The following is a 23,114-nucleotide window of genomic DNA, read 5'->3' as shown; positions in this document are numbered from 1 at the left end:
CCTCATCTTTGCATCATACAATGCAGGTTAGCATAGGGATGGCGCTTGAAGTCGTGCGCCACCCACCTTATTGTGGTAAACGGGTTGGCGAGGGCGGCGCCCCTTGTACATCCCTGGATATGCTGCGACATCCCGCATGAAAAAATATTTACGGTTGTTCTTTGGTCTCGGAATAAGCGCAGTCTTCGTGTATCTCGCACTCAGAGGGCTGAATCTTCAAGCTGCATTCGAGTGGCTTAAGAAAGCCAACTATTACTGGCTGATTCCGGGAGTCCTGATCTATTTTGTGGGTGTATGGGGGCGCACCTGGCGCTGGCACTATATGCTCCGTCCGATCAAGGAAGTCCCGATGTGGCGTCTCTTTTCGATCGTTTGTATCGGGTATATGGGCAACAACATTTTCCCGGTGCGTGCCGGCGAGGTTCTGCGGTCCTATGTCTTGAAGCGCACCGATGATATCCCCATGAGCGCCAGTATTGCGACCATCGTTGTGGAGCGCGTCTTCGATGGACTGGTCATGCTGTTGTTCGTATTTATCGCTCTGCCCTTTGTGCCCATTCCTGATGATTTCCGCATTTTTGTGGTCGGGGCTAGCGCCGCGTTCTTGATTGCCCTGGCTCTCTTCTTTTTCTTTGCCACGCAACCTGAGCTTACTCAGGGGGTCTATGAGAATACGGTTCGCCGGCTCATCCCTCCCAGGTTGCGGGATCAGGCTGATGCGTTTCTGGGCCGGTTTCTTGAGGGTTTGCTCTTTTTCAGGAGCGGGCGCGATGTCATCATGGTCTTTGTCACCTCGGTTTTCATCTGGCTGGCGGAGACAGTAAAATACTGGTTCGTCATGCAGGGCTTTGCCCATCTGGGCGGTGGATTTCCGGTGCCCTTCTTCGTGTTGATGCTGATGAATGGCATCGTGAATCTGGCCACGACCATCCCTTCGGCGCCAGGTTATGTGGGCACTTTCGATGCGCCGGGCATTGCGGTTTTAACGGCCTACGGGGTAAATAAGGAACTGGCCTTTGGCTACACCGTTGTGTTGCATGTCGCCCTTTGGTTTCCCATCACGATCCTGGGACTCTGGTATTTCCGCCGCAGGCAGCTTGCCTGGTCCGATGTGGAGACTGCCCAGGTGGAACGGACTTCCAGCCTGAGTTCTGGCTAGATTAAGCTGCTATGGAGGTTTTTCATCGTTTATGAAAAAAATCTGCGTCGTTGGCACCGGTTACGTTGGCCTTGTCACCGGGACTTGTTTTGCTGACCTGGGCAATTCGGTTGTTTGTGTGGATATCAATGAGGAAAAGATCGCACAACTGCATCAGGGAATCATGCCGATCTTCGAACCAGGCCTGGAGGAGGTGGTCGAGCGCAATGTGCGCGCGGGCAGGTTGACCTTCTCGACCTCTTATTCCGAGGGACTGGCAGCTGCAGAGTTCGCCTTCATTGCAGTCGGGACGCCCAGTGGGGTCGATGGGGAGGCCGATCTGCGCTACGTTCGCATGGCCGCAGAGGAGATCGCCCGCACCATGTCAGCGCCGTTGATCATCATCAACAAAAGCACGGTGCCGGTCGGTACAGGCGACTGGGTTGCCGATATCATCACAAAAAACCAGCCGGCCCCTATCGATTTTGCTGTGGTTTCCAATCCTGAGTTCCTTCGTGAGGGCGCGGCTATCAACGATTTCCTCAACCCGGACCGGGTCGTCCTTGGCTCCCTCGACAAGGAAGCTGCGGAAAAGGTCGCACAACTGCACCTGGCACTGCGGGCGCCCATCGTCGTGACCGACCTGCGCACTGCCGAGATGATCAAGTATGCATCCAATGCCTTCCTGGCAACGCGGATTTCCTTCATCAATGAGATTGCATCCATTTGCGAAGAGATGGGAGCAGATGTCAAAGAAGTGGCCGTGGGAATGGGCTACGATAGACGCATCGGACCTTATTTTCTCGATGCGGGACTGGGCTATGGCGGGTCCTGTTTCCCCAAGGATGTATTGGCGCTGGAGCATATGGCTTTGATCCACGGTGCCCACCCGTCGCTTTTGCGGGCGGTCATGGAGATCAATCGGGACCAGCGTCGCAAGGCAATTCACCGATTGCGCCTGGAACTGGGCGGATTGCAGGACCGGGTGATTGGCTTGCTTGGTCTGGCATTCAAACCCAATACCGACGATATGCGCGAGGCGCCCGCTGTAGAGATTGCCCACCTTCTCTGGAACGAAGGCGCTCAGGTAAAGGCGTACGATCCCGTGGCAATGGGGGTCGCCGCCCGCGATCTTGCCGATCTGCAGCTGGCTGAGGATCCCTATGATCTGGCGGAGGGTTGCGATGCCATCATCGTCTGCACCGAGTGGAACGAATTCAGGCATCTGGACATGAAGCGTGTTTTCCGTGCCATGGCAAAGCCTGTGATCTTCGATGGACGCAATATCTATGACCCGGAACGGATGGTGGGGTTAGGATTCCGCTATCATGCCATTGGCCGGTCCAGCAATACCCTCAATGGTGAAAACACGCGCGTCACTATGACGCCCGCCGTTCCCAGCAAGACTTGATCGGTATCACGTTACAACCATGTTTTCAATCGGAGTCGACATTGTCGAGGTCAATCGCATTGAGCGGGCCGTTTCGCGCTGGGGCGAGCGCTTTTTGAAGCGCGTATTCACCGCAGGCGAGATCGACTACTGCGCGGAGCGTTCTCAGTCGCTGGCTGCGCGCTGGGCCGCCAAGGAAGCTGTCAGCAAGGCATTGGGGACTGGTTGGGCGCCCCAGGAAGCCCACGATGGCGGTTGGATCGACTGGACAGAGATCGAGGTATGCCGGCAACCGTCAGGTGAACCTGGCATTCGACTCCACGGCAAAGCATTGTCCCGGGCGCAGGCACTTGGCCTTACACAGTGGCGACTGAGCCTTTCGCACTCCAATGACTTCGCAGTGGCCATGGTTCTGGGGTGGGCTGAACCGAACCTTAATCACCGATGACGGTGAACGACGAACCGCCGCTGCGGCCCCAAACCTCCGGAAAGTACATCTCCTGTGCTGTCGCGGGAAGCACATGGAAGTCCCCCGGCAGGCTTGCCCTCATCTGGTAGGAGTACTGGTAGGTGCCGGCCGGCAAAGCGGTCGCAAAAAGTACCACCTTTTCATCCCTTATTTCGTTGTGGGTGGGCGTCCACCACCAGAATCCCGGATACGCTTGCTCCTGCTTTGACCCGAATCGCGGGCCCTGATAGGTCTGGCTGGTAGTTGCCAGGCTGGTGTCGATGGCTTCCGTCCCGGCAGGCAAGGGGCTCTCTACTACCAGGTAATTCAGATCGTTGGGGGCGATGATGGTCAACGTGACCTGCAGAATATCTCCGGCCGCCGCTTCGCTGACCTGCCTGTCGCCGGCCTCGCCGGTGACAGGATCGACGGCAACGACCTCCCGCGCCAGCACGATTCCCCGATCGCGCGCTTCCAGGTCTGCGGCCGGCAGATAGGTGTTCAGGTGGCTTGTGTAATAGAGTTGACCCTCTCCCGATTGGCCGGCCGTAGCAAAACGGGAGATCGTCAGCGCGTTAGCCTGATTCAGGAACAGGTCCTGCATCGCTACCCGTAGTTCGACGGGGGTATCCAGGTTCTCCTGGGTTGCCGTACCGTCGGCCAACTCATCACCGTTTATCGCGACCAGATAGCTGTAGTCGGCCTCCAGCTCGCCAGTGGCGACCATCCAGTCGGTCAGGGCAATAATGGCCCACACGTTTTCCTGGGTGGTTTGCCAGCGATCGCTTTTCCGGGCGGACATCAGCCATCGTACCACATTGGGTGCCAACGCGTGGTCCGATTGAAGCCTGGACAGCGCTGACAATACCATGGAGGTGCTGCGGGTATCGGTGCTCATGGTTTGGCCATGGTGTGCTTCTTCTTCCCAGTGGGCGCCGGTGGCCGAAAGGATGGCTGCGCCGGTCAGATCCTCCAGCAGGGTGTCGATGCGGGCTCTGGCAGCCAATTCTCCTTTCTGTTCCAGCAGGCCGAAATCCAGCGCCAGCAGGGCCCGTCCATAATGAGCCAGCCGTTCCCGTACCTCGAACAGCCCGACGGAGCGTGCCATGTCCCCGTGCCCCGCCTCGGCAAGCACGTAAAGCGAAAACGCCTGTTGATTGAGGCGCCAGCCTTCCAGGTCATCGACCGGTTCGAGGCTGCGATCCAGTGCGTCCAGCCCTCGGTCGAGCGCATCCTGGTCCACATGGAAGCCTGCTTTACCGGCCTCGACAAGTCCATAGACAACGTAGCTCGTGACGAACGCCTGGCTCTCTTCCCCACCCCACCAGCCCCATCCGCCGTCAGGGTTTTGGCGTTGCAGCAGCTTCTGGAGAGCAATTGAAATCTGGCTCTGAAGGTTGTCTGCCAGTTCAGGATCGTCGAGTTGCAGGTCCGTCAAGGACCGGTAGGCTACCAGATTGGGCAGGAACTTACTCACGATCTGCTCGTTGCACTCATAGGGGAAGAGCTCAAGCCATTCCAGGCTGCCGATCATACCCGCTGCCAACGACGGCTCCAGGACAATACGCAAGTCACCTTGCTCCGGGTCGATATTCGGCGGAAGCACGATCACCTCCAGTCGTTCTTCGCCGAGGGCAACCGTACCTGCGGTTCCCACCGTTTCTGGAGAACTGTAGCGATAGACTGGAATGGTGACCTCGACGCCATCCCGCAGTGGTAGGGCGTCAGATAAATGGGTCAATTCCCAGGCCGTAAAACGGATCAGCGTCTCCCCCGCTGAGGCGCCCTCGGAGGATGATATCGCCTTCACGGGCCAGGAGACCCTCACTTGTCCGAATGGTTCGATGGCGGCCGGTTTTGCCAGTTCGCCATCTATCTCAAGGCCGCTGGCTTCGATTTCCACCACCACGTCGATCAGCGCGTCGGTGTTATTATGGACGATTGCTCCGATTTCAGCGCGGTCGCCTGCGACGAAGAACCGAGGAACGACGGGGCGAACCAGCAACGGCAGGGTCGTGATGATCTCGGCCTTGGCCTGCCCGACCTTTGTGTCATTTGAAAGACCGCGGCTGTCTAGCTGCCAGGTTGTCAGGTTGTCAGGCAGGGTAATAGAGACGGTTGCCTTTCCGTCGGCGCCGGTGACGATCGCCGGCTCCCAGAACGCTGTGTCCTGAAACTCGCTGCGAACATCGAACATCGATTCATCCGCGCTGCCACCGCCGCCCCCCTTGGCGCCTTCCCGCAACTGCAGGTTGAGCCGATCCAGGTTATAGACCAACGTGCTGGCGGTCTGAACGCCGAGGCCACGCTGGCGATAGAACGCTTCAACCATCGTTGGTTCGTCGGCGCGGGAGAGGCTAAGGACAGCCTTATCCACCAGAGCCATCGAGAACTCACTTTGCACCGGTTGCCCGTCGTGGTCGCTCACTTCCAGGGTGAAAGTGACCGGGTCTCCAGGTTTCAGCTCCACCTGACTGGCAGTCAGATTAACCTGGAGTTCCCGGGTGGATGTATCTACCGGGAGCTCAACATATCCCAACTTGAAGCTGCCCAGGTCGTTGCCCTCAGTGCCTTGACCTTTGATGACCACGACCGATACGTAGACATTGGGCACATAGCTGGCCTCGATGGGAATCTGCAGGGTTTCGCTGTTGCCCGTCAGCGTGATTCTTTCGACGTCGATGATACTGCCGCGTTCAATTGTCACCAACGCCTCGACGTTACCCTGGTAGGGGTGGGGAACCAATACTTCGGCTATCTCACCGACCTGATAGATCGGACTGTTCGCGATGAGATCGATTCGATCGTTGTTTTCGACCTGCCAACTCACGTATACCGCTGGCTCGTCGCTGATCCACTGGAAAGCTGCGGCGCGCGCCCGGTTGCCCTGTTCGTCCACAGCGTCGACACTGATCTTGTACTGGCCGCCTGCTTCCGGCGTCCATGCAAAAACAGCCTCGCCATCTTCGCCAGCGGAGAGGGTCTCGGTGATGAGCGGCGTCTCTTCAACTCGGGTCACCCAGTAGAACCTGCCATCTTCAGCTTTCTCCTGTACGGTTTTCCAGTCGGCTTTGCTGACCAGGATGCTCAAAGGCTGACCAGGAACCGGCTGGCTCTGCCAGTCGACCGTGATCAGATCGATGGCACTGCTCTTACCAACGCGGCCAACATAGTCCCGGGGTGCAATACCGGGGTAAACCAATGCCTTGTGAATGGTTACACCCGCATTGGCAGACACTTCCTGATCGCTGGCGTCAACCACACGTACGTCGATGCTGAAGCGTTGGCTCTGGGGCTTGTCGGCAATTTCAGCCACGAATTCGAAGGAGAATCGTCCCTGCCTGTCGGTTTCGCCAACGCCGCTGGTAATTGGCCCTCCATGCTTCTGGTGCTCTCGAGGATCCCAGCCTCTGTAATCGCTGAAGCTGTACCACGTGCCCCCGGAATCTCCGGTGAAGTTGAAATAGGAATCGCTGCTAAACACCGACCAGACGACTCGTGCATTGGGCACCGGGCTTCCGAAAAAGTAGCGCGCCTCTGCATCTACTGCCACGCTTTCGCCCTGCAGGTATTCGTCTTGGTCGGTGAACAGTTCGATCTCGAACTCCGGCTTGCGGTACTCGGCCACCTGGAAGTTGTGCGAAAAACTGGGTTTTCTGCCGGACGCGGGGCCCGCATCGAGAAGCCTGGCCTCCAGTCGATAGGAGCCGAGGCCCGCTTCCTCGTCCAGGGCGAATTCACCATGAAGCGTGCCAAATAGATTGGTTTCCTCGACGCCTTTGAACACCTGGTTGCCCTGCCCATCCTGGATCGTGATTTCCAGCTCAGTTCCGGTGTCTGGCCGAAAATAGGTGGTATCCTGATCTTTGCGGATCGCCCCTTTCCAGAAGACCGTCTGCCCAGGCCGGTAGATGGGTCGATCGGTGTAGAAATAACCCTGCCATTCGGGCGGCGGGAATTCACTTCTCAGGTCGAAATCCCAGGGACTCAGTCCTTGTTGCCAATCTGTGCTGACAACGCCGTAGGGCCGGGGACTGAAGGATCCTGTCGGTGCTTCGGTTCCCGCAAACACTGTCAGTGGCTGCCAGGGTTGCAGCAGTTTCACGGGCCCACGGAACACACCGTCGGAATCGCTGTTTCCCGCAATGCCGGAAGGGCCGGTCACACGAACGGGAAGGTCTGGCACCGGCAGGCCACTCTTCAGATCGGTAACCCAGACCAACACCTCGTCGGCGGTCTTCTTGACGATCAGGTTGAGCGGCGACACAACCAGCAGATGCCGGGAAACCTCCTGTCCGGGGGTGCTGGGACCGGTTCGGTAGCGAACCTCCGGCGCTCGCATCTCCAACCAGTAGATGCCTGCATCCAGAGGGCCACCATCCTCTGCCAGGGGAAACTTTTCCAGCATGTTGGCATTGACCTCGGGGGCCACTTCCGCCGACCACTGGCGTATCAGTGCATCCGGTTCGGGCTGATACTGGTGCCGGCTTTCCCACTGATCCGGTCCCAGAAGTTGACGGGTGTCGGCCTCGCTTACGCTGAAAAGATCGAAATCCAGGCGGCTGACGTTGCGGAAGCTCGCAGCGATCAGGGTGTTGGTATAGGCATCATAGGTGCCGATCTCGTTGGGCACGGTTAAATGGGCGAAAGGCTTGCGATTGCCTGTGCTGAAGCGAATCTCGACATCCTCATCCAGCGTGTTGCCGAAAACATCGGCAATTTCCTGGTCGAGGATGATCTCATAGGGCGTTTGTGGCAACATGGGCCAGCGGATTATCCAGCGATTCTCATAGCGCGAGAAATAGCTGAATACACTGGTGGGCTCGGGCAGAATGGTGATCGTCTTGCCGTTAAGCGTATCGTCATCGACTACACCCTGGAAGCCGATCTTGAGATCTCGTTCCGGCGAAACGGACTCCTGGCCATCGGCCGGATCGCTGTCGACAACGGCGATGACTGGCGCAGTTTCAAAGCGGGCCTGAAAGTCTTCCCGCAGCGATCCGCCCCCGGCGGACCGGGCGCCGTCGTTTATCTGCGCCACGTAGGCAGTGTCGTAAGCCAGCGGGGAATGGGGCTTGAAATGCATCACCCGGTCATTTGCCGACCAACTATTGCTCCCGTCGATCAGCATATCGTCGAGCGTATTGCGCAGGCTGAAGGCAGCCTCGCTGGTCAGGTTATCCATCGGCTGGCTGAAGGTCACGCTGATCGCGGTCGTCGGGAAGACTTGCTGCCCCGCAGGTAGCAAATCGATCACAATGGGACTTGCTGTGTGGAAATCGATGACCGTGTCCTCGACCAGCAATCCCCCGGTTGTATCCTGCAATCCGGCCGAAACGGTGACCACGTAATCGGTTGCACCAGCCAGGGGTGTCTCGGGCTGGAAGGTGTAGATGCTGGTCGTAAGCCACTGACCCTCGCCAATCACCGCTGGTTCGAAAGTCAATGGTTGGGGCAGGGAATCGGCCTGGTCGAGTCCGGTCAACGGCACGACGGGGCGATTAAAGACGACGGTGATCGGCGTGTCTATCGACACGTTTTGACTGCCGGCTGCGGGCTGTGAGCTGGTCACCTCCAGAAAGCCGGCGGTGTTGAAGCGCAATTGCACCGGGGACGCCAGCAGCTTGCCGTTCACTGCCGTGGCCGATTTATTAACTGATAGTTGGAAGGACTGCCCCCGGTCGAAAGACTCCTTTGGTGTAAAAACCAGATCGGTACCCCGGACTCGGGCGGTGCCTGCGACTTCCGGTTCGATGGAGAACGCGTCTACGGTGCTCTGCGCGTCCATTGTTTGGTCGAATCGGATCACGATTGGCGCGTCGAGGGGATGCTCCTGGCCCATTTCTGGCGTCGTGCCAATGACTGTTGGAGGCAGGTCCTGGACTGGGCCGCCGGTTGCTCGGCCCTCGTTCGTTGGTTCCGGCTGGGTGTCAGATGATGGCAATTGATCGTTTTCTGGTGACCCGACTCGAGGCGCGGTGGCAGGTTCTGTCGCCCCTCCTGTTCCTGATTCTGGCGGCGGGGTGGCGCAAGCTGAGATCGCCAGCGAGAAGAGCAGCACCAGAATTACAACAAGGATGGGGAATGCGGTTTTTCGTTCCATGATATCTCCTACTGCACATCAATCCACAGGGCTTTCGCCGTGACCTGATCGCCACCTGCCAGCTCGGCAACCGCCGAGATCATGTGCGGGCCTGGACTGAGCTGCCACCAGACCTCGAAGGGCACGTGCAATGCCTTGCCGACCGGATTGCCGTCCACCAAAAACATGACCTGATCGGGAGTCTCCAGTCCGGGATGGGCGGCAATCCTCACTTGCTGGAGTTCATCGGGCAGAGACTCTGAAAGCCGGAATCTGCGATCGGGATCGGGACTCGTCAGCACCAACTGGTCCGATTCCGTTGCCCCGCTTCCTGGGACCGGCACGTTGAACTGGTGGGTGTCGTCAAGGTTGCCAGCCAATCCGGCGTTGTCGGCGTGGGCCCTGGCCCATTCCTGCAGTTCAGGACTGTAGACCCGGATCGTGCCCTGCTCCAGACAATTGTCAGGTGTGTCGGGACCTGCCCGGCCACCGCTGCAGCTGTCCAACAGAACCGGACGATATACTGTATCGAATTCAACCGGTTCGGTGCCTGCGATAAACAGCTCGGAGTGGCGCCTGCTGCAATGCTCGGTGGGTAATAATCCTGAGTCGGCGCACACCTCCATGCGCACCAGTCCTGGTGGCTGTTGGAAGTCACGAACGGGCAGGTTGTGATGGCTCATCTCCATGATATCGTGCCAGATAGGGCCTGCACCGCTCACGCCGCTGACGCCGTGCATCGGTGTATTGTCGGCGTTGCCCACCCAAACCCCTGTCACCAGATCCGGGGTATAGCCCACCGTCCAGTTGTCACGCCAATCGGTGGTGGTGCCAGTTTTTACCGCAGCCGGTCTGGTGAGTCTCAGGATGCTGTTTCGGCCGAAGGCCTGGGCGCGGGCATTGTTGTCGCTCAGAATATCGGTGATGAGATAGGCGATTCGTTGGTCAAGTACCCGCTTCTCAGGGAGTGGTGCGGTTCTGCCGGGCGGTCGCGGCTCGGCGATCTCAAACAGCATATTGCCATCGGCGTCCTCGATTCGGTCGATGGCATAGGGCTCGACGGCCAGGCCGCCATTGGCGAAGGCGCCATAGGCCCCGCTTAGTTCCACCAGGCTGACCTCGCTGCCGCCCAGGGTCAGTGCCAGTCCGTAGCGCTGGCCGGGGCGAAAGCTTGTGATACCCTGGCGCTGTGCCTGTCTGATCAAAGCGTCTACACCAATGCGATCCAACACCTTGACCGCAGGCAAGTTAAAGGAACTGGCCAGGGCGGTGCGTATACCGACCGGACCGTGCCAGGTGCGATCGTAGTTTTGGGGTACGTAGGGTTCTCCCTCGGCGGTAGAAAATACCGTTCTCACATCGGCAATAACGCTGGCTGCCGTCAGCGGCTGCTCCCCGGAGTCGGCGGCGCGTTGCGGGTCCAGGGCAACGGCATAGGTGATCGGCTTGATGGCCGAGCCAGGTTGCCGCAGGGCCACAGCGCCGTTGACTGCGCCATCGATTGTGGGATCGAAGTAGTCTGGACTGCCTATCATGGTGCGGATGGCGCCCGAATGGGGATCCAATATCACAACGGCTGCGTTTTGCACGCGCCGGTCGGGCGGAGCTTCCCTGTCTGCGGCCAGTTGGTCCAATCTTCTGGTCACGATCCGCTCCGACTGCTGTTGCCAATCCAGATCCAGGGTTGTGTGAACCCGAAGGCCGCCGCGGCTGATCCTGTCGAAGCCCAGAAGCCCCGCTGCCTGGCTTTCGACGTAACTGGCAAAGTGGGGCGCCTGAATCGTGAAGGGATTGGGAGCAAAATGCAGGGTTTCCGCCAGGGCAAGTTCCGCTTCTTCGCGGGAGACCAGGTCGTTGAGAATCATCTGGCCCAACACCGTCGACTGGCGCAGGCGCGCCGCTTCCAGATGGTGCAGCGGATTGTAGCCCGGCGGATTCTGGGGCAGCCCAGCTAGCAGGCTGCACTCAGCCAGGTCCAACTCGCGGGCCGACTTGCCGAAGTAGGCCTGGGCTGCGGCCTCCAGGCCATGGGCGAAGTTGCCATAGTAAACCTGGTTGTGGTAGTAGGCGAGGATGTCCTGTTTGCTGAAGCGTTGTTCGATGCGCAACGCCAGCCATGCTTCTCGCAGCTTGCGCCGGAAAGACTGTTCATAGCGTTCCTCCGTGGTCATCAGGGTATTGCGCGCCAACTGCTGGGTCAGGGTTGAGGCCCCTGAAACGATCCCTCCGTTGCGCCAATTCAGCCAGGCTGCCCGTCCAATGGCGAGGAGGTCGACTCCTGGATGCAGAAAAAAGCGACTGTCCTCGACTGCCACGGTGGCGTGCCAGCAGGCTTCCGGCATCTCGTCAAATGACAGGGGAGTCTGTTTGCCCTCTTTGCCAATGGATTCGTAGATCAATTGGCCGTTGCGATCGAAAATGAGGGTGCTGGCCGTGACCGCACGGAGATTATCAGCCGTGGGCGCGGGCAGATCCCCAACGAGCCAGTAGCCCGCAAGGATGAGGCAGGTGAGAGCGATCAGCGTGGCTGCGATCAGTAGCCAGGGTCGTTTGAACATAACGAATCGGTCGCGAGCTGAACGAAAGATGCTGCACGACTCAGCCATTACACGTTTGTCAGGGGCACGGTGTTCACGCCAGAGAAACCGCGGTCGCTGATGTCATTGTCAGTATACAACGGTTCCTGCGACAAGTCACGCGCCAGCACGCTGTCCGGCAGGGCAATCGCATCTGGCAGCCGTCATCCCCGCCTACGCGGGAGTGACGGTTTTTGGCGGTGTCACTCCCGGCAAGTATCAGTCTTCCTGCTGCGGCGCAGGAATTGCGTCTTCAACGAAACTCGCCAGTTCCTCTTTCATCTTGACGAGGGAGCGTTTTCGCACATACATCATGTGCCCCGCCTCGTAATAGCTCATGTTGACGTTATCCCGCAAACTTTCGTCCAGCCCCAGGTGATTGAAGGTGTACTCGGTGGCGAAATAGGGGGTGGCAAGATCGTAGTATCCGTTGGTTACATGAACCTTCAAACTGGGATTTGCCGTCATAGCCTTGCGCAGGGTTTCCGCCACGTATACGAACTTGCCCTCGAACTCCTTGTAGCTCCAGGTCTGGTAGAGACGCGCCAGTATCTCGTAGGGAAGATCGCTTTCGTACTGGAGTTCATCGCGCACGTAGTCGTTAAAGGTAGCAGTGTACGGGCCTGATGTGGCGCTCATGCTGGGATCCACCTCGAAGTGTTCGCCGGCTGCATCGCGATCGATTCCTGTGTACCGACTGTCAATCCGCCCCACAGTTCGTCGTTGATCCCGAAGAAGTTCCTTGGTGAAACGTTGGATGTCAATGCGAAGATCGGTGCGATCGACATAATCCTCGCTCAGACCGGTGTAGCGGGCCAGAGTTTGCACCACCTCCTGCCTCTCGTCGCGGCTAAGCGCATCTCCTTTCAGCAGAGCCAGCGCATAGGATGTCATAGCGTAGGTTTCTACCTGATTCAGCAGCGATTGCAATTCCAGTTGCTGCAAGTCGTCGGGCAGTCGTTTGTGATACCAGGCGGTTGCTGCATAGACGGGCAGATAGAGCAGAAAGGGCATGTCGTTGCCAGGGGTAAAACGAATCGTCTGAAAATCCAACACGCTGGATACCAGCATGATGCCGTTCAGGTACATGCCGTGGCGTTCCTGCAGATACCCGGAGAGGCCGGCGGCACGGGTCGTTCCGTAGCTCTCGCCGGCAAGAAACTTGGGCGAACTCCAGCGTTTGTAGCGAGTGGTATACAGCCGGATGAAATCACCCACCGACTCGATGTCCCGGGTGAAATTGTGAAACTGTTTGGCCTCTTCACCGGGTACAGGGCGGCTGAAGCCGGTGCTGATCGGGTCGATGAAGACCAGATCGGTCACATCCAACACCGAGCACTCGTTTTCGACCAGCCGGTAGGGGGGTGGCAGGGGCCAGCCCTCATCGTCCATCAGGACACGCTTGGGACCGAGGACACCCAGATGTAACCAGACGGAGGAAGAGCCGGGCCCGCCATTGAAGGAGAAGGTGATGGGACGTTTCTCCTTGGCGTCCACGTCATCGCGTGTGTAGGCGACGAAGAAGAGGGATGCCTTGGGCTGTTCGCCATCCGCCTCATTCCTTTTGTCGTCGTTATCTTTTTTATCCGTTTCCTCTCTTAGCACAATCGTGCCGGTGGTCACGGTGTAGGGAATGGGTGTCCCATCAATTGTGATTTCGTGCCGGGTTGTAACCAGGTTGTCCTCGGGTAGCTTATCCTGGGTCTTGTTTCCGCCATCGTTGTTCTTGCCGGTTTTGTCAGTCATGATTCCTCGGTATTCGGCCCGCCATCCCAGGGCCGGAACTCATTAATGGAAAGGTCAAGTAGTATTACCCCGAGGGGCGCAAGTTCACGATTGGCGGCAACCAGGGAGGCTGAGGCCAATTCCTCTCGAAAGGCATCCAGGTTATCGACCGTGATCTCCAGTGCAGTCATAATGGCATCCAGGGCATCCAGGATGGTGGAGCGAATTAGTTCGTATTGATCGGCCTCGCTGCCTGCGGCCGCCAACCGGTCGGGGTTCCGTATCTGAGGTAGCGCGTTGCCGCGGGCGAACAGTGCGCCCACCTGACAGGGCAGTGCTTCGTTCGTTTCCCACTCGACATAATCAATGCCGGAGTGGTCTGATGCCTGACTCCCCGGTCCGACGTTCCGCGGGTAGCCAGGCATCAGACCACTCCGGCCTGGTGAAGCCGTTCGATTTCACCAGGCGAATAGTCCAGTGCGGTCAAAACCTGGTCTGTGTGCTCGCCCAGGAGGGGCGGAGGCAGTCGGTAGGTGATGGGTGTATCGGAGAACCTGGCCGGAAAAGCCAGGGATTTCGCCAGGTCGACCACCGGGTGGTTTAGCTCGACGATCATGCGCCGCGCTGCTATCTGGGGGTCAGCCAGGATCTCTTCCACTGTATTGATCGGCCCGCCGGGAATGCCAGCCTCCTGAAGTTCAGCCAACCAGTGGTCAGCTGGTTTTTTGCCCATGATTTCTTCAAGAAGGGGAAGCAGGGTGGGTCGGTTTTCGTTGCGGGCGCTGTTGGTAGCGTAGCGAGGATCGTTCATCAGGGTGTCCTCCGCGCCAATGACTTTACAGTAGGCCTGCCACAGCCGGTCGCTGCCAACCCCAACAATGATCCATCGGCCATCGGCCGTCTTGAAGGGTTGGTAGGGGGTGATCGATGGATGCAGGTTGCCCAGTTTCGCTGGCTGTTCTCCGGTGGCGAAGTAGCTGCCGGCCACGTAGCTGAGCCAGGTGAGTTGTGTCTCCAGCAGGCTGGTGTCGATCGCCTGGCCCTTCCCTGTTCGCTCGCGGGCATACAGGGCGCCCAGGACGCTGATCAACCCAAATAGGCCGGCGGTGATGTCGGCGATGGCGACCGGAAAGCGCAATGGTGGCTGGTCCGCTTCGCCTGTCAGGTCCATGGTTCCCGACATGGCTTGCGCGACGACGTCGTAGCCGCTGCGGTCGGCATAGGGCCCTGTGCGCCCGAATCCGGTGATACTTAGATGGATTAACCGGGGATTGCGGGCCAGGCACGTCTCTGCCGAAAGACCATACTTCTCCAACGATGCCTGTCGGGGAAGATTGTTGACAAACACGTCGGCTTCGTCGATCAATCGGTGGAGGATGCGCAACCCCTCCGGTTTGCGATAGTTGAGTGTCAGGCTGCGCTTGTTACGATTGATGGAAAGAAAATAGGCGCTTTCACCGTCGATGAAAGGGGGGCCGTAGTCGCGGCTCATGTCACCGCTGCCAGGTCGTTCAACCTTGATGACATCGGCGCCCATGTCGCCCAGGTACATGGTGCAGGTGGGGCCGGCCAGAGCCTGGGTCAGATCGACCACCTTGATTCCCGTCAGGATGTCGTTTGATTGCATGGGATTACTTTCGTTCATCGGAGATTGAAGGTGCCGGGCCACTGCGACGCACATTGATGATCTCTGCCATGATGCAGATAGCGATCTCGGCCGGCGTGCGTGCGCCGATATCGAGCCCAATGGGGGCATGGACCCGGTCAAAGGCCTCGGGCGGAATGCCCATCTCGGTTGATAACAGATCGAAGACGGTACGTACCCGGCGCCTGCTGCCGATCATGCCGATGTAGGCCAGCGGCTGGTCCAGGATTTCAAGCAGGCAGTCGATATCGTGTTGGTGGCCTCGTGTGACCAAAACAACAAAAGTGTCGAGGTCCAATCGCCCGGCCGCGGCCCATTTTCGCATAGTCGCCTGGAGGGGTAACGTCAGAACGGTGTCAGCTTGGGGAAAGCGCTGGCGGTTGGCGAATTGAGGCCGGTCGTCCAGCACAGTCACAGTGAAATCGCACAGGGTTCCCAATCGGGCCAGTGGCATGGCAATGTGGCCGGCGCCGACGATAACGAGGTCAGGAGGGCGTTGCTGGACCTCCACGAAGACCTTCACCTGACCAGTCTCGCTGTCGTAGACCAGAACCTGATGATTTCTTCCCTCTAGAACCGTCCGGGCCTCTTCCAGAACCCTGGCTTCCAGGCCACCAAGTCCAAGCTCACCCAGGGGATTCTGATCGAGCCAGACCAGGGCCTTGTTCCCGATCGGTCCATCATCAGATGCAGCTATGACCGTCGCCACAGCAACGGGACGACGGTCTTCAAGGGACGAAATCAGGGCATCCAGGAATTTTTCTGTCATTGGTGTATTCCACAGGGGTTTCTTCTTCGGTAGATCACGGAAAAGAGCCCTCAGGTTTCCGGACTCCATCGTTCGATGAATACGTTCATGATTCCACCGCAGACGCCGAGGCTCTGCATGGCCGGGTCATCGGTCAGGTCGACATGGACGGTCGCGGGTTGGCCGGTTTGGATCACATCCAGGGCCGCCCTGATGGCGTCAGCTTCTCCGCAGCCGCCGCCGACGGTGCCTACGTGGGCGCCCAGGGGATGAATGATCATCTTGGCGCCCACTTCTCTGGGGACACTACCGCGCACTTCTGTGATCGTGGCCACAGCAACCGTTTCTCCGGCCGTCAGGAAATCCTGAAGTTTGTGGTAAAAAGAATCCATATCGCCGGTTATCCCCTGTACTCGCTGCGCAGGATGCTGAAAAGTCGCATGTCCTCGAACCTGCCATTCTTGAAGATGCGCTGTCTGAGTACTCCTTCACATTGCATCCCCGTCTTTTCCATGACCCGGCCCGATGCCATGTTTCGCGTCATGTGTCTTGCCTGGATCCGGTTGAGATTCAATCCGCTGAAACCGTAAGCAATGAGGGCCTGGGCCGCCTCGGTGGCGAATCCCCGATTCCAGTAGGGCAAACCGATCCAGTAACCCAGTTCGGCAAAACGATCCCCGCGGTTGAGGCCAAGCAGGCTAATCGTGCCGACCAGGTCACCGCCGTCCCTCAGCGTGACCGCGAACACGATACCCTGATCGCCGGCAAACAGGTCCTCGTGCGTGCTGATCCAGGACTCCGCCATGCCATCCTCGTACGGGTGGGGAATGTTTTGGGTTGTGGCAGCTACCGCCGGATTGCCGGCAAGATGTTGTACTTGGGGACCGTCCAATATGGAGAAAGGCCTGAGTACGAGGCGTTCTGTGGTAAGAGTGGGTTGAGTGGACATAAGTGCTCCATTGGATTTCGTCTGGGCTGCCAGGGCTTTTTGGTATTGTTGGGGCGTATCCAGGTCCTGGAGCACCACCGGCGTGTCGACAACCAGGTAATGGATGTTTTCTGTGTATTCCTCGATCAGAGTTCGAAGTGTGGCTCCGGCGGGCAGTTTCAGCACATTTTGCCACAGCCATCGAGGCAGGACAATGGGATGCCCGCGCCGCATTTGATAGCTTGGCACGACGATGTGGCGTTGTCCTGTGCCAAGGAAGGTGTCAAGGATCCCGGCAATAACCGAGGGCCCTACCTGCGGCTGGTCAGCCAGAGCGAGAAGCGCTCCGGTACAGGTTTCTGGCAGGGCTTGCAAAGCGATCTGCAGCGAGGACAATAGCTCCTTCTGCTGGTAGGCTGGATTGAACACACAGCGCACCGGGTGATCCTTCAATACTGCCTCGATCTCCTGGTGGCGGTGTCCTGTGACAACCACCGATAGTTTCGGCGTTGCGCCAGCTTGCAATGCTGCTGTCACAACCGCCTCGATAACCGTGCGATCACCCCATGGCAGCAGAGGTTTGGGCACGTCGCCGCCCATGCGTGTGGAAAGGCCAGCAGCCGGGATGATTGCGGGTATCATGAAGAGATTATATCACGTTCGCGGCATGCTACAAGTTGACCTTGGAGTCAACTGGCCGGCGTCATGCTGACTCTTTAACAGCGAAGAACGTGCCTGCGCATCGGCAAACGCAGGGGGCAGGTGGGGGCATTGCGCGCCGCATACGCCACAGAAACTGTCTTCTGGAGCCAGGTCACTTCCTCAGTTGGTGCATTTCATGATGATCGGTCTTTACTGGCGACAGCGGTCCAGATTGTTATTGGCCCTGTCCATCTGAGCCTTATCCGCTGGCGCCTTGCTAATATCATAACGGTTCCGGTAGTTCTGGCCAGGCTCCAGGTAGAGCGCAACGCACTGCTCTGTAGTCCAGCCCGTGTCGAGCAGCTTGTTCTCCACCTGCTCCCACTCCTTGGCGTTCTGCTTGGCAAACCACAGCTTGTCAACGGAGTTCTTGCTTTTGATCTGAAAGGCGGCCGTTACGTTGGACTTATCGCCCTGGAATGGACTCTGGCTGGGCTGGTGGTGCAGTAGCGGCCAAATTGGTTAGTCATGACGTTGGGTTGTTCATACACCAGGCAGGCGCAGGAGTTGGTGTACCAGTCGACCTGAAGGTCGACCCTGCCATCCCGATCGAACGGCGTTTCTGCCGCCGCAAGCTCAGCGCATTCAGGTACAGGTGGACGTTGGCAGGAAGGTGGTCGGAGAACAAGGTAGCGGCACCTGATGAACAGTGATCTGCCTCCATTCTACACCAGTTTGAGGATTTTGTCACCACCAAACCAGGCGCTTTTCCAGCGCCAAACAACCACCTGTAGCTACCGGCGGAAGATCGTCCGAGACGATTTCCACCGGCAGGTGGTTGCGTTTTTGGCCACCAACCGGATCAGACATCAGCTCATACCATCCGGCTGTTGAGTCGACAGAAAAGTACAGGGGCGACATAGAATCGTCGCCAGGATAGTTGTTGCGAATAATTTCCATGCCCGTTTCATCAGTTATCCTCCTCGGTTTCTATCAGCAATGAGATTCTGGGGCAAGAGGAGCACCACAGCCAGAAGCGCATTTTGGAAAACGTCAAGGCCCCTCTCTCATCGCGAGATAGGAATCCCGCAAGATCAGTTTAGCACATTGGTGCCTGCAAACTGTCCACAAAATCGATCTCGCCGACCTTGTCAAAAGGTCATTTGACCGAACGGTGCAAATCGTGTATTATCGGCAACAATCCTGGGGGTGGATGTGTCCCGGTGGGCGCCCCGGTCTTCAAAATCGGTGGTGGGTACCGCGGAGGTAGCCACGGTGGGTTCGACTCCCATCCACTCCCGCTCGCTTCTCAGGGAGTCGACATCACAATCTGCAGTCAAACGATGTCGTCTTCTGACCCTGAGCTGAGTCTTCGCTGCGAAACGAATCACTTCTTGTTGCTATGGTCAATCAACCTATCGGATTGCTGTCCGAGGAAGACCCGCCTCGTTTTTTGCGCGCTCAGGCGTTGCCTTACCCTGAGCTAAAACGGGTCTGGGCCCGCATCGAGTTGACGCAATTCAACGATTCTCCGACGCTTGAGCTAACGATTCTCGACGAGGCCGGGTATGAGCAAGCCTCCATGGTGATGGTCGATGTCCAACATACTTATATCTCCCTCACCATGCATTTGAAGAATCCATTACCCGGTTCGTCCTACAGATTGATTCTGCGACTGCTTCGCGATAACTCCCTGCTGGATGAAAGAGTCGTGCCGTTCGATCTCGTGTTTGTTGAAAAGGATCGGGCCAGGGAGGAGGCCGAGGGCCTGCTGTGGAGCGATCGAGGCATCGAGAGTCAGCCAATTGATGGTGGTTCAAACGGATGATTGTTTTCTGACGACCCCTTTTCAAACAGCTGCGAAACTCCGCTTGCGCGGAGGTGCCCATGTCAAATGTGCCCACACTGAACATCGGAATCGAAGAAGAATATCAGGTCATCGATCCCGAGACGCGCAATCTGCGCTCCTTTATCACTCGTTCTGTGGATCGAGAGCAGCCGGTCGTGCGCCAATTCGACCAGGATCGGCCGCTGGAGTCGGCGCTTTCGGCGAGTATGATCGACATGGCAACGCCGGTCTGCGTCGATGTCGTCGAGGCTCGCGCTGCTCTGACGCGGCAGCGTAGGCTGGTCTGCGATGCGGCTAAAGAACAGGGCTTACAGATCGCTGCGGCCGGTACCCATCCCTTTGCCTCCTGGCAAAACCCATTGTTGCCGAGACATGGACGCTTTCATGGCCTGGTCGAGGATTTGCAGGTTGTCGCCCAGCGCATGCTGATCTTTGGCATGCATGTTCACATCGGGGTTGAGGATCGGGATCTGGCCATTGATTGCCTCAACGTTGTTCGTTACATGTTGCCGCATCTGTTGATCCTGTCGACGAGCTCGCCATTCTGGCATGGCCGCAATACGGGCCTGAAGTCCTACCGGGCGATTCTGTGGGACAACCTTCCCCGCAGCGGCATTCCTCATCAATTTGCATCGTATACCGAGTACAAGCAGTACGTTGATCTTCTTCTCCGGACCAATTGTATTAGCGGGGAGCATCAGATCTGGTGGGACGCGCGCCCACACTGCCTGTATCCAACCCTGGAGTTTCGCCTATTCGATATGTGTCCCAGCCTGGATGACGCGTTGGGTATCGTCGCGATGGTACAGGCATTGATTGCCTGGCTCGTCGATCTGAAGAGCAAAAACATCAGCTTTCGGCGCTATCCCCGAAGCTTGATCCATGAGAACAAGTGGCGGGCCGAACGTTATGGATTGGATGGCATGTTGATCGACTTTGGCCAGGAGGATCAGGTGCCCGCCCGTCAATTGCTCAGGGAAATGCTGCGGCTGATCGATCCCTACGTTGATAAGCTGAACAGCCGGCAGGAGATCAATCACGTCTATAGCATGATCGAGCACGGCACCAGTGCAGATCGACAACTGGCCCTGTACGAGGCGCACGGCGGCGATGAGAACAGCCAAGAGGCGTTGCGGGCCGTGGTTGACGCCCTTGTTCAGGAGACAATGATCGAATAGTCTGTTCCGGAGGAAGAGTAGGGTAATGAAAGCACCATCGCTCACCATTGGTATTGAGGAAGAATATCAGATCATCGATCCGGAGACGCGTGAACTTCGCTCCTATATCACGCAATTCATGGAATCGGAGCAGGGTGCTGTGGAGATTGTCAAGGGTAAGCTCAAGACAGGAGAACTCAAGCCCGAGCTTCACGCTTCCATGGTTGAGCTGGGAACCCCGGTGTGCAGCGATGTTTTTGAACTGAAGGAAGCACTTGTTGCCCAACGAACTCACATCGCCCAGCTGGCGGAGGGCCGCGGTCTTCGAATCGCGGCTGCTTCCACCCATCCGTTCTCTCACTGGATGGGCCAGGAAATCGCCCCTTTTGAACGCTATTCCACTGTGGTCGAGAACATGCGCATGCTCGCTCAACGCATGCTGATCTTCGGTATGCATGTCCATATCGGCGTCGAAGACCGGGATTTCGCTATCGACTGCATGAACATGGTGCGCTACATGTTGCCTCATATCCTGGTGCTGACAACCAGCTCTCCCTTCTGGGCTGGTAAGAACACCGGCATGAAGTCCTACCGGTCGGTCATATTCGAGGACATTCCGCGCACCGGATTGCCTGAGAGCTTTCAATCGTGGGCGGACTTTGAACGCTTCGTCCAGCGCCTGGTCAACACGGGATGCATCCCCGATGGGTCCAAGATTTGGTGGGACGTTCGCCCCCATTACAGCTTTCCTACGGTAGAATTCCGGGTTCCCGATATCTGCACGACCCTTGATGACGCGATCGCCGTCGCTGCCTTGTTACAGGCCATTGTCTCGTGGCTCTGGACTCTTCGCAAGCGCAACATGACCTTTCGCATGTACCGCCGGGACTTGATTGCCGAAAACAAGTGGCGGGCTCTGCGCTACGGACTGGACGGCAAGATGATCGATTTCGGCAAGGCGGAGGAGATAGATGCTCGCCAATTGGTCCGCGAATTGTTGATTCTTATCGATGATGAAGTGGAACGGCTTGGCAGTCGGCGGGAGATTGACGGAATCTATCGCATTTTGGAGCACGGCACCAGCGCCGACCGTCAATTGAGCATCTACCAGCAGCGTGGAGGGGAGGAAAATCACGACGAGGCTATGCGCTCCGTTGTCGATTTTCTGGTCGGGGAAACCGCGAACTTCTAATAACCTATGGTAATCGGCATGCCGATGTAGGCCATGTCCCAGAGAGCCTTGGATTCGTGGGTTCCAAGTAGTACGCAGCCGTAGGTAACCGGTGTTCCCAGGGCGTTTTCCCAGATGGGGGCGCCGCCGGGTGCGTATGGGAGCCCATGGATTCCATTCTCTGTGCCTCCGGCCCAGTAGATACCCAACCAGTAGGGCATGTAGAAACCCCAGCGCGATCCCCAGGCATCCCGGATTTTGCTCTGTACGTGGAAGGTGCCGGTTTTTGTGCCGACTCCCGGACGACCTGTGGAGCAGGGCCAATCGTAGAGGAGCTCCTGACCCGAGTAGACCTGGCATCGCTGCTGGCTGATGCTGACGTTCATGCTGAGGTCGGCGTGTGTCGTCGTCGGGATGGGTGCTGAGGCTGGCGGTTCGGGGATCTGGAGCCGTTGGCCTGGCGTGATGACCGATGGATTGTTCAGCCGGTTGGCCGATATGATAACAGCCACTGAGGTGCCGTAGTTGGCAGCAATTGCCGAGAGGGTTTCGCCCGATTTGACGACGTGGTTTCGGGTCCTTACTTCAGGGGTGGCTGCAGGCGTCGGCAATGTTTCAGCAGCATCTGGCGCGGAGCCGCCTGGGATCATCAATCGTTGGCCTATCCGGATATGGGAAGGGTTGACGATACCGTTGGCCTGGCCGATGGTGGACAAACTGATCCCGTAGCGATAGGCAATTGCCGAGAGATTCTCGCCACGCTGTACGACGTGGGTTTCCCCCGAAGCATTTGGGTCAGAGGAGGCAGTCACACCGGAAGCAGGTGTACCAGGTATTGTCAGCCGTTGGCCGGTTCTCAGGTAAGCCGGGTCGGTGACCCCGTTGGCATCCATAATCGCCTGGTAGCTGACACCGTGGTAGCGCGCGATCTCCCACAGGGTGTCGCCCGGTTGCACCACATAGGTTGTTTCCTGGAGGTCGGGACTGGCCAGAACTGGCTCGACACCTATGCAGGAAAACATCACAAGCAGGACACCGATGGCCGATATGAAGATTTTTCGCAGGATTGTCACTGTAACCACTCCCGAGGTTTTGTTTGTTTTCGCCCGGCAGCCGCACTATACTTCAACGGCCACAACCTGTCAAGCCCGTTTTTTCACGGGTAGGAAAACCCGGCCAGGGAGCAGCGCATGTTTGCCGGAGAAGAGGCCAAATGTGCTTCGTGTAGTCAAAATACTACAACCTGACTCTCACAACAACTCTTCTGCCCAAACAACCACCCTCGATCGCGCGCCGAAAGGCGCTACCTTCGACAAAGCGTGCTCGGAAGTAGCGTTAGCATCGTTTTATGGCAGCGTAGAATCGACAGGGAAGGGATTTTGCGGTAAAATCAGGCGCTTAGGGGGCGAATGCCCAGACAAGTAATAACAAGTAGAAAGGAAAAAGCTATGACTATTTTAACACCAAAAGGTTATTCCTCGGCGCGACAGCCGAGCAGTGAAAAGCCGAGCAGTGAAAAGCCGGACGAGCAAGTGATCCAGCCGGAACCGGGTGAGGTCGTTGAACAACCGGCACAGGATCCTGGTGCGCCGCAGATCGAATTGGCATTTCCGCC

17 protein-coding genes and 1 tRNA gene are annotated in these 23,114 nt (G+C 57.8%); 8 read left to right on the top strand and 10 right to left on the bottom strand.

What is annotated here, in order from left to right; translation table 11 throughout:
• Window positions 1-136 precede the first annotated feature (136 nt).
• The 3 genes from U9R25_19555 to acpS are packed head-to-tail and all read left to right on the top strand — an operon-like array spanning window position 137 to window position 2,976.
• Entirely contained in the window at window positions 137-1,159 is a 1,023-nt protein-coding gene (locus tag U9R25_19555) for a lysylphosphatidylglycerol synthase transmembrane domain-containing protein (protein MEA3338091.1), read from the top strand.
• A 31-nt stretch (window positions 1,160-1,190) separates the two neighbouring features.
• Window positions 1,191-2,549, top strand: coding sequence for a UDP-glucose/GDP-mannose dehydrogenase family protein (locus tag U9R25_19550; GenBank protein MEA3338090.1), 1,359 nt, complete (start codon window positions 1,191-1,193; stop codon window positions 2,547-2,549).
• A gap of 19 nt (window positions 2,550-2,568) precedes the next feature.
• Window positions 2,569-2,976, top strand: a complete 408-nt coding sequence (acpS, locus tag U9R25_19545; GenBank protein ID MEA3338089.1) for a holo-ACP synthase — start codon at window positions 2,569-2,571, stop codon at window positions 2,974-2,976.
• Here acpS and U9R25_19540 read toward each other — a convergent pair.
• The 8 genes from U9R25_19540 to U9R25_19505 all read right to left on the bottom strand — a co-directional run bounded on the left by U9R25_19540 (window position 2,963) and on the right by U9R25_19505 (window position 17,322).
• A complete protein-coding gene (locus U9R25_19540; protein MEA3338088.1) occupies window positions 2,963-9,079 on the bottom strand; it encodes an Ig-like domain-containing protein in 6,117 nt (2,038 codons plus the stop codon). The genes acpS and U9R25_19540 overlap by 14 nt on opposite strands.
• 8 nt (window positions 9,080-9,087) lie before the next feature.
• A complete protein-coding gene (locus U9R25_19535) occupies window positions 9,088-11,616 on the bottom strand; it encodes a transglycosylase domain-containing protein (GenBank protein ID MEA3338087.1) in 2,529 nt (842 codons plus the stop codon).
• Between the two features lie 237 nt (window positions 11,617-11,853).
• Entirely contained in the window at window positions 11,854-13,380 is a 1,527-nt protein-coding gene (locus U9R25_19530; protein ID MEA3338086.1) for a peptidase S10, read from the bottom strand.
• Window positions 13,377-13,784, bottom strand: coding sequence for a hypothetical protein (locus tag U9R25_19525; protein ID MEA3338085.1), 408 nt, complete (start codon window positions 13,782-13,784; stop codon window positions 13,377-13,379). Before U9R25_19525 ends, U9R25_19530 begins: the two co-directional genes overlap by 4 nt.
• Entirely contained in the window at window positions 13,784-14,986 is a 1,203-nt protein-coding gene (locus U9R25_19520) for a CaiB/BaiF CoA-transferase family protein (protein MEA3338084.1), read from the bottom strand. Before U9R25_19520 ends, U9R25_19525 begins: the two co-directional genes overlap by 1 nt.
• Window positions 14,987-14,990: 4 nt before the next feature.
• Window positions 14,991-15,773, bottom strand: coding sequence for an XdhC/CoxI family protein (locus tag U9R25_19515; GenBank protein ID MEA3338083.1), 783 nt, complete (start codon window positions 15,771-15,773; stop codon window positions 14,991-14,993).
• Window positions 15,774-15,823: 50 nt separating this feature from the next.
• On the bottom strand, window positions 15,824-16,144 hold the full coding sequence (locus U9R25_19510) for an XdhC family protein (protein ID MEA3338082.1): 321 nt from the start codon (window positions 16,142-16,144) through the stop codon (window positions 15,824-15,826).
• An 8-nt stretch (window positions 16,145-16,152) separates the two neighbouring features.
• The gene (locus tag U9R25_19505) at window positions 16,153-17,322 is read right to left on the bottom strand and encodes a GNAT family N-acetyltransferase (GenBank protein MEA3338081.1); all 1,170 of its coding nucleotides are present in this window, start codon (window positions 17,320-17,322) and stop codon (window positions 16,153-16,155) included.
• A 129-nt stretch (window positions 17,323-17,451) separates the two neighbouring features.
• Here U9R25_19505 and U9R25_19500 point away from each other — a divergent pair, with 129 nt between their 5' ends.
• Window positions 17,452-17,832 (top strand): hypothetical protein, encoded by a 381-nt coding sequence (locus tag U9R25_19500; GenBank protein ID MEA3338080.1) that lies wholly within the window; start codon window positions 17,452-17,454, stop codon window positions 17,830-17,832.
• A 237-nt stretch (window positions 17,833-18,069) separates the two neighbouring features.
• Here U9R25_19500 and U9R25_19495 read toward each other — a convergent pair whose 3' ends face one another.
• Window positions 18,070-18,282, bottom strand: a complete 213-nt coding sequence (locus tag U9R25_19495; protein ID MEA3338079.1) for a hypothetical protein — start codon at window positions 18,280-18,282, stop codon at window positions 18,070-18,072.
• A 245-nt stretch (window positions 18,283-18,527) separates the two neighbouring features.
• Here U9R25_19495 and U9R25_19490 point away from each other — a divergent pair.
• The 4 genes from U9R25_19490 (at window position 18,528) to U9R25_19475 (ending at window position 21,520) form a co-directional block, all read left to right on the top strand.
• Window positions 18,528-18,623 (top strand) — tRNA-Sec (locus U9R25_19490).
• Between the two features lie 101 nt (window positions 18,624-18,724).
• Window positions 18,725-19,150 carry a hypothetical protein gene (locus tag U9R25_19485; GenBank protein ID MEA3338078.1) on the top strand — a complete coding sequence of 142 codons (426 nt, stop codon included), beginning with the start codon at window positions 18,725-18,727 and terminating at the stop codon, window positions 19,148-19,150.
• A gap of 59 nt (window positions 19,151-19,209) precedes the next feature.
• The gene (locus U9R25_19480; protein ID MEA3338077.1) at window positions 19,210-20,349 is read left to right on the top strand and encodes a carboxylate-amine ligase; all 1,140 of its coding nucleotides are present in this window, start codon (window positions 19,210-19,212) and stop codon (window positions 20,347-20,349) included.
• 25 nt (window positions 20,350-20,374) lie between these two features.
• On the top strand, window positions 20,375-21,520 hold the full coding sequence (locus U9R25_19475; protein ID MEA3338076.1) for a carboxylate-amine ligase: 1,146 nt from the start codon (window positions 20,375-20,377) through the stop codon (window positions 21,518-21,520).
• On the opposite strand, the gene U9R25_19470 is transcribed toward U9R25_19475, so the two are convergent.
• The gene (locus U9R25_19470) at window positions 21,517-22,572 is read right to left on the bottom strand and encodes a LysM peptidoglycan-binding domain-containing protein (GenBank protein MEA3338075.1); all 1,056 of its coding nucleotides are present in this window, start codon (window positions 22,570-22,572) and stop codon (window positions 21,517-21,519) included. The two genes, U9R25_19475 and U9R25_19470, sit on opposite strands and share 4 nt — an antisense overlap.
• Window positions 22,573-23,114 lie beyond the last annotated feature (542 nt).

Source organism: Chloroflexota bacterium (genome assembly GCA_034717495.1).
GTDB lineage: Bacteria > Chloroflexota > Anaerolineae > JAAEKA01 > JAAEKA01 > JAYELL01.
This window is presented reverse-complemented; position numbering and strand designations above follow the sequence as displayed.

Excerpts from the sequence above, each read along its gene's own strand:
- U9R25_19495 (MEA3338079.1), bottom strand. The coding sequence starts at position 18,282 with ATGGAAATTATTCGCAACAACTATCCTGGCGACGATTCTATGTCGCCC.
- U9R25_19540 (MEA3338088.1), bottom strand. The coding sequence starts at position 9,079 with ATGGAACGAAAAACCGCATTCCCCATCCTTGTTGTAATTCTGGTGCTG.
- U9R25_19485 (MEA3338078.1), top strand. The coding sequence starts at position 18,725 with ATGGTCAATCAACCTATCGGATTGCTGTCCGAGGAAGACCCGCCTCGT.
- U9R25_19525 (MEA3338085.1), bottom strand. The coding sequence starts at position 13,784 with ATGCCTGGCTACCCGCGGAACGTCGGACCGGGGAGTCAGGCATCAGAC.
- U9R25_19510 (MEA3338082.1), bottom strand. The coding sequence starts at position 16,144 with ATGGATTCTTTTTACCACAAACTTCAGGATTTCCTGACGGCCGGAGAA.
- U9R25_19550 (MEA3338090.1), top strand. The coding sequence starts at position 1,191 with ATGAAAAAAATCTGCGTCGTTGGCACCGGTTACGTTGGCCTTGTCACC.
- U9R25_19480 (MEA3338077.1), top strand. The coding sequence starts at position 19,210 with ATGTCAAATGTGCCCACACTGAACATCGGAATCGAAGAAGAATATCAG.
- U9R25_19535 (MEA3338087.1), bottom strand. The coding sequence starts at position 11,616 with ATGTTCAAACGACCCTGGCTACTGATCGCAGCCACGCTGATCGCTCTC.
- U9R25_19530 (MEA3338086.1), bottom strand. The coding sequence starts at position 13,380 with ATGACTGACAAAACCGGCAAGAACAACGATGGCGGAAACAAGACCCAG.
- U9R25_19505 (MEA3338081.1), bottom strand. The coding sequence starts at position 17,322 with ATGATACCCGCAATCATCCCGGCTGCTGGCCTTTCCACACGCATGGGC.
- U9R25_19515 (MEA3338083.1), bottom strand. The coding sequence starts at position 15,773 with ATGACAGAAAAATTCCTGGATGCCCTGATTTCGTCCCTTGAAGACCGT.
- acpS (MEA3338089.1), top strand. The coding sequence starts at position 2,569 with ATGTTTTCAATCGGAGTCGACATTGTCGAGGTCAATCGCATTGAGCGG.
- U9R25_19520 (MEA3338084.1), bottom strand. The coding sequence starts at position 14,986 with ATGCAATCAAACGACATCCTGACGGGAATCAAGGTGGTCGATCTGACC.
- U9R25_19555 (MEA3338091.1), top strand. The coding sequence starts at position 137 with ATGAAAAAATATTTACGGTTGTTCTTTGGTCTCGGAATAAGCGCAGTC.
- U9R25_19475 (MEA3338076.1), top strand. The coding sequence starts at position 20,375 with ATGAAAGCACCATCGCTCACCATTGGTATTGAGGAAGAATATCAGATC.